Source organism: uncultured Pigmentiphaga sp., assembly GCF_937950555.1.
In the GTDB taxonomy this organism is placed as follows: Bacteria; Pseudomonadota; Gammaproteobacteria; order Burkholderiales; family Burkholderiaceae_B; genus Pigmentiphaga.
Genome location: NZ_CALFCW010000039.1, coordinates 1 through 6,052, shown reverse-complemented (window position 1 = coordinate 6,052; position 6,052 = coordinate 1). Strand labels below are relative to the sequence as shown.

Annotated in this window: 3 protein-coding genes and 1 pseudogene; 3 read left to right on the top strand and 1 reads right to left on the bottom strand. The window is 64.0% G+C overall.

The genetic code is table 11. From position 1 onward, the window contains the following. Positions 1-210, top strand: a pseudogene (locus Q0319_RS10780) (ABC transporter); the annotation flags it as partial. A gap of 55 nt (positions 211-265) precedes the next feature. Here Q0319_RS10780 and Q0319_RS10775 read toward each other — a convergent pair. Further along, on the bottom strand, positions 266-1,792 hold the full coding sequence (locus Q0319_RS10775; RefSeq protein WP_299452399.1) for an ABC transporter substrate-binding protein: 1,527 nt from the start codon (positions 1,790-1,792) through the stop codon (positions 266-268). A 250-nt stretch (positions 1,793-2,042) separates the two neighbouring features. Here Q0319_RS10775 and Q0319_RS10770 point away from each other — a divergent pair, with 250 nt between their 5' ends. Both Q0319_RS10770 and Q0319_RS10765 read left to right on the top strand, forming a co-directional pair. After that, complete coding sequence (locus tag Q0319_RS10770; RefSeq protein ID WP_299452396.1) at positions 2,043-4,097, top strand: hydantoinase/oxoprolinase family protein; 2,055 nt, start codon at positions 2,043-2,045, stop codon at positions 4,095-4,097. Between the two features lie 3 nt (positions 4,098-4,100). Next, positions 4,101-6,052: hydantoinase B/oxoprolinase family protein (locus Q0319_RS10765; protein ID WP_299452393.1), on the top strand; the 1,952-nt coding region annotated here is incomplete at its 3' end.

Sequence of the window (6,052 nt, the reverse complement as noted above, 5' to 3'; positions counted from 1 at the left end):
TCTACGGTGCGGACCACTTGCGACGAAATCACCGTCCTCTACCAGGGGCGCAAGGTGGATTCCTGCGAACGCGGCGCGCTGATGGAGCCGTCGCGCCATCCCTATACCGGCTTGCTGGTCGATTCGGTGCCGGAGCTGCGCCCGGGCTGGCTGGACGAGGCGGACAGCCGCCTGGGCGTGCGCCGGGCGGCCCTTGCGGGTACCGGATGAAAAAAGCCGCGAGAATCGATGATCCTTGCGGCTGCGCTGCCCCGGACGGTCCCCGCTATGCTCGCCAGATCGATTCGGCGAAGCGGTAGCCCATGTTCATGCCGGAAGGGTTGGGCTTGTAACCCCGGATCTGTCTGGAAACGCCGTCCAGGATGGCGGTGAACACGGGGATGATGGTGCCCGATTCTTCGTGCACCAGCGTCTGCATGTCGCCGTAGATGGCCTTGCGCTTGGCGAAGTCCCCTTCGGCGCCGGCTGCGTCCAGCAATTGGTCAAGTCGCGGGTCTTTCCATTGGGCCTCGTTGGTGCTCGAAGTCGAGCGGTAGAACAGGTCGAAGATCATGCTCACGCTGGGCCGGTTCGAAATCGAGCCGTAGGTGATCGGAAACTTGGTCCAGTACGTCGACCAGTAGCCGTCCGTGGGAACCTGCCTGATCTTGAAATTGAAACCCGCCTGGGCGCCGAATCCCTGCAGGAACTGCGCGCCTTCCAGCGACGCCGGGATGCCGGGCTGGCAGATGACCTCCATGGTCTGGCCGGCCAGGCCGCTTTTCTGCATGTGGTACTTGGCCTTGTCCAGGTCGAAGGGCCGCTGCGGCAGGTCTTCCAGGAAATAGGGGTCCCAGGGCGCGACGGGATGGTCGTTGGCGATGGCGCCATAGCCCTGCATGACGCTGTCCAGCATACGCTTGCGGTCCTGCATGTAGCGCACGGCCGCAACGAAATCCTGGTTGCCGGTGATGGGGTTGTCCTGGCGAAGGATCAGATTCGTATAAAGCGATAGCTTGTTGACGATCAGGTCGACATTCTTGCTGGCGTCGACCTGCTTGGCATAGCGGTTCTCGACCAGGGAGCAGATGTCGATGTCCCCGGCCAGCACCGCATTGACCCGCGCGGCGTTGTCGGGAACGCCGATGATCTCCACCGAATCCAGGTACGGCAGACCGGACTTCCAGTAGTTGGGGTTGCGCTTGGCGGTGAACTTGTCGCCAGGGACAAAGGACTCGAGCACGTACGGCCCCGTGCCGACCGGCTTGCTGAAGTCCTTGGTGCCGTTCTTCACGATGAGGAAGTAGCTGCTTCCCAGCACCGCAGGCAGGTCGAAATTGGGCTTCGAGATGGTCAGGGCAAGCTCGTACTTGCCCACCGCTTTTATCTCGGTGAATCCGCTGGCGATGGCGTAGCCTTTGGATGCCGTGGCGGGATCCTTGTGGCGGGCCAGCGAATACACCACGTCTTCGGCCGTCAGCTCCGCGCCATCGTGGAAATGGATGCCTTGCTTCAGGACGATGCGCCAATGCGCGCCGTCCGTGCTCTCCAGGCGTTCTGCCAGCGCAAGGTCCGGAATCATCGAATCATTGAATTCGGTCAGCGCGTTGAACAGGCAGAATTGTTTGGTCCAGTCCGCCGAGTGGGCGCCCTTGGCAGGATCCAGGGTATCGGATATGGACCTGTTCTGAACTGCGAACCGGACGTGTCCGCCGCGCTTGGGTGATTCCGAAGCCCACGAGAGCGTGGGCAGGCCGGCCATGGCGCTTGCGGTGGCGCACATGGAAAGAAAGTCTCTTCTGCTCGTTTGCATGGCAATTCCCCTTGTGGCAATTCTGGAAGCAGCGCGTGCTGGCTGGTCAGCCAAGTCTATGAACTATCTGCGATGCCCTCAAATACGTATTGTTCGACCCCTCATGCGGTTTTGATATGCCGTGGGAGAATTCGACCGGTATATCAAAATTGCATGACATCCTGCCGTATGCGGATTTGTCATATGGTGGGGCAGTTCTTAAACTCGCTGCGTTCATACCAGCAACTCTCGTATCAAGGCGGCAAAAAGGATGGGTTTGAGAATCGGAGTCGATATCGGCGGGTCGTTCGCCGATTTCGCGGTGCTAGACGAGTCTGACCGGACGATCCGGACACTGAAGGTGTTCTCACGGCCGGACGAACCCGGCAGCGAAGTGCTTGCCGGTATGTCGCAATTGGCGCAACGCTACGGTATCGATCCGGCGGACGTCGCGTATTTCACCCACGGCACCACTGTGGGCGTGAACGCGGTCGTGCAGCGCAAGGGCCTGAAGCTGGGCCTGGTCACGACACGGAATTTCGAGGACGTGCTGGAGATCGCGCGCTTGAAGATTCCGGATATGTACCACTTGAAGTCCAAGCGGCCGGCGCCGCTGGTCACCCGCGACCGTGTGTTCGGCGTGGTCGAGCGCATGGCGGCGGACGGCACGGTAGATACGCCCGTGGACGAAGCCAGCGTGCTGGCGGCAGCCCAGGCCCTGCAGGCCGCCGGCTGCGAGGGCGTCGTGGTCTCGCTGCTGCACGCCTACCGCAACCCCGCGCATGAGCAGCAGGTCAAGAAGCTTATCCAGTCCGCCATCCCGGGCATGTTCGTGTCGTGCTCGCATGAAGTCTGGCCCATCATACGGGAATACGAGCGCACACTCACCGCGGTCATCGGCGGATACGTGCAGCCTCGCGTGTCGCACTACCTGACCAGCCTGCAGGGCGCGCTTGCGCGGGCCGGGGTGGGCGTGGACCTGAAGGTCACCAAGTCCAACGGCGGCGTGATGAGCGCCGAGTACGGCAAGCAGAATTGCGTGCAGATGATCTTGTCGGGCACCGCTTCCGGCGTGATCGGCGCGGCCTACGTGGCCCAGCAGTGCGGGGTCAAGCGCTGCATGAGCCTGGACATCGGCGGCACCACGGCCGACATGGCGCTGATCATCGACGGCCAGCCGCAATACGCCACCGGCGAATACATCGGCGAATTCCAGATCCATATTCCCTCCGTGTCGGTATCGTCGGTCGGCGACGGCGGCGGCTCGATCGCCTGGGTGGATCGCTTCGGCGTGCTCAAGGTGGGCCCGGAAAGCGCCGGCTCCAACCCCGGGCCGGTGTGCTATGGGCGGGGCGGCAAGCAGGCCACCATTACGGATGCCTTCGCTGTCATGGGGGTCATCGGCAACGCGGAGCTGGGCTACAACGCGGTCAAGGTCGACGTGCAGGCTGCGCGCGAGGCGATCGCGCCGCTGGCTGCGAAGCTGGGCAAGGACGTGCTGGAGACCGCCGAAGCCATCGTCGAGGTGTCCGTGTCCAGCATGTACGCTGGCGTAAGTCGCATCATCTCGCGCTTCGGGGTGGACCCTCGGGAGTTCACGCTGATGCCCTTCGGCGGGGCGGGGCCCATGATGGCGTGCTACCTGGCGCGCGCGCTGAACGTGAACAAGCTGCTGGTGCCCACTACGCCGGGCGTGCTGTCGGCGCTGGGCGGCCTGATCGCCGACCTGAAGAACGACTTCGTCAAGACTACCTACTACGACCTCACACCCGATACCCTCCGGGCCCTGCAAGCCGAAATGCACGAGCTGGAAGCGCAGGCGCGCGCCTGGCTCGCGGCCGAGGGCGGCGATGCCGACCAGGCGCTCATCGACGTGTCGGCCGACATGCGCTATCGGGGCCAGTCCTTCGAAATCGACACGCCGCTGCAGCCGCAGTGGCTGCACGACTGCGACATGGCCGCGATCGGCCGGGCCTTCCACACCGAGCACAAGCGCCTGTACGGGCATAGCGACGAGACCGCGCCGCTGCAGGTGGTGGCCTTGCGGCTGGTCATTACGTCGCCCACCCCCAAGCCGGGCCTGCGTGAAATCCCGCGCGGCAAGGGCGCGCCTGCCGCATCGGGCATGCTGCAAGTATGGCTGGACGGCGCATTGCGCACGGTGCCTTTGTACCGCCGCGCGGATCTCCTGGCCGGCCACGCGTTCGAAGGGCCGGCCATCGTTGCCCAGGACGATTGCACGACCACCGTGCTGCCCGGCTATTCCGTAGCGGTGGACATCTACGGCAACCTGGAGATTTCGGCCGACGGCCAGGCAGGAGCATGAGTTATGACGTTTGACAAATCCACGCTGCAGATTTTCGCCAACTACTGCGTCGCGGCCGCGGAAAGCATGGCCTATACGCTGATCCGCACGGCGCATTCGGCCTTCATCAAGGAAACGGAAGACTTCTCCTGCACCCTGATGACGCCGGAGGGCCTGACCTTCGCGTCGCCCAAGACCCTGGGCGCGACCTGGTATCCGGGCCTGGACTTCGGTTCAGTCATCGAAATGACCGGGCCCTTCGAGCCGGGCGACGTCGGCATGACCAACGATGCCTACAGCGGCTTCGTGGCGACCCATACGCCCGACGTCATGATGTGGAAGCCGGTGTTCTACGAAGGCGAGTTGATGTGCTTCGTCGGCGGCCACGTGCACAACACCGACATGGGCGGGGCCGTGCCGGCTTCGCTGTCGCGCACCCTGACCGAAATCCAGCAGGAAGGCATACGCTTTCCGCCGACCAAGATCGTGCGCGCGGGCGTGCTCAACGAAGAGCTCATGCAGCTCATGGCGATCAACGTCCGAGCACCGGAGCAGAACCGCGGCGACCTGAATGCGCAGATCGCCATGCTGATGACCGGCGAGCGGCGGGTGCTTGAGATCATCGAGCGCTTCGGCGCCGCGGCATTCAAGGAAGGCATCCAGGCGCTGTTGGACTATTCGGAGGAGCAGGCGCGCACCCTGGTGTCGGAGATCCCCGACGGCGATTATCCCTTTGCTGAGTTCGCCGACGAGGATTCCGCCAAGGGCAAGCCGCTGCGCGTGATGCTCACCGTGCGGGTGCGCGGCAGCGACCTGGAGTTCGACTTCACCGGTAGCGATCCGCAGCTGCACTCTTCGCTGAATATGCCCACCGGCGGCAAGGAGCGGCATGTGCTGGCATTGGTGGGGCTCAACTACGTGCTCTACACGCTCAATCCCGACATTATGCTCAATGCCGGTATGCTGCGGGTGGCGCGCTGCGTCCTGCCGGAGGGTACTGTCGTCAATCCCCTGCCTCCCGCCGCAGTGGGAATGCGCAGCCTGACGTGCAAGGTCGTTCAGTACGCCACGATCGGTGCGTTCTCGCGTGCGTTGCCGGACCTCATGCCGGCCTCGCCTGCAGGCGGGATGAGCATCGTCAACGTTCGCACCACGTCGTCGGACGGCAACAGCGTTATCGCTGCCCTCGGCCCGGTGGGCGGCGGCGCGGGCGGATCGGCGCAAGGCGACGGTTCGGAGGCGTCGGGCGCCATTGTCGCGTTCTTGCGCAATACGCCGGTCGAGATCAACGAGGCCGAGGTGCCCATCCGCATTACCCGCTACGGCCTGGTGCCGGGCAGTGCGGGCGCCGGCAAGTACCGGGGTGGCCTGGGCACGGTGATGGAGTTCAAGGTATTCGCGCCCAACACCATCATCACGGCCCGCAACCGCGACAAATCGCGGTTCGGCTCCTGGGGCGTGCTCGGCGGCAAGGCCGGCTCCGTGTCGCGCTTTACCCGCAATCCGGATACGGATCGCGAAGAAGACCTGGGCGTGAACGATCTCATTCATTGCCAGCCGGGCGATGTCATCCGATTGGAAGGCTGCGGCGGGGGCGGCTACGGGCCGGCCTACGAACGGGACCCGGAAAGCGTACTGCGTGACGTGAAGTGCGGCTACGTATCCGTGCAGCAGGCGCGGGACGACTACTACGTCGCCATCGTCGACGGTGAAATCGACGAGGATGGCACCCACCAGCTCCGGAAGGAAGCCGAGGCCTGCCGGCCCGAGCAGTATCCCCACTTCGATTACGGGCCGGGGCGCGACGAGTTCGAGCGGTCCTGGACTCCGGAGCGCTATGCGGCGCTCACGGCGGTGCTCGCTCGCGTGCCGCCCAACTGGCGGCATTTCCTGAAACACAGGATATTCGACGAACTGGACGTCCGGGAAAAGCAGGGGGCCGGGTCCTCGGAGGGCAATGTGATCATGTCGATATT

Coding starts and splice junctions, on each gene's coding strand:
- Q0319_RS10770 (WP_299452396.1), top strand. CDS start 2,043: ATGGGTTTGAGAATCGGAGTCGATATCGGCGGGTCGTTCGCCGATTTC.
- Q0319_RS10775 (WP_299452399.1), bottom strand. CDS start 1,792: ATGCAAACGAGCAGAAGAGACTTTCTTTCCATGTGCGCCACCGCAAGC.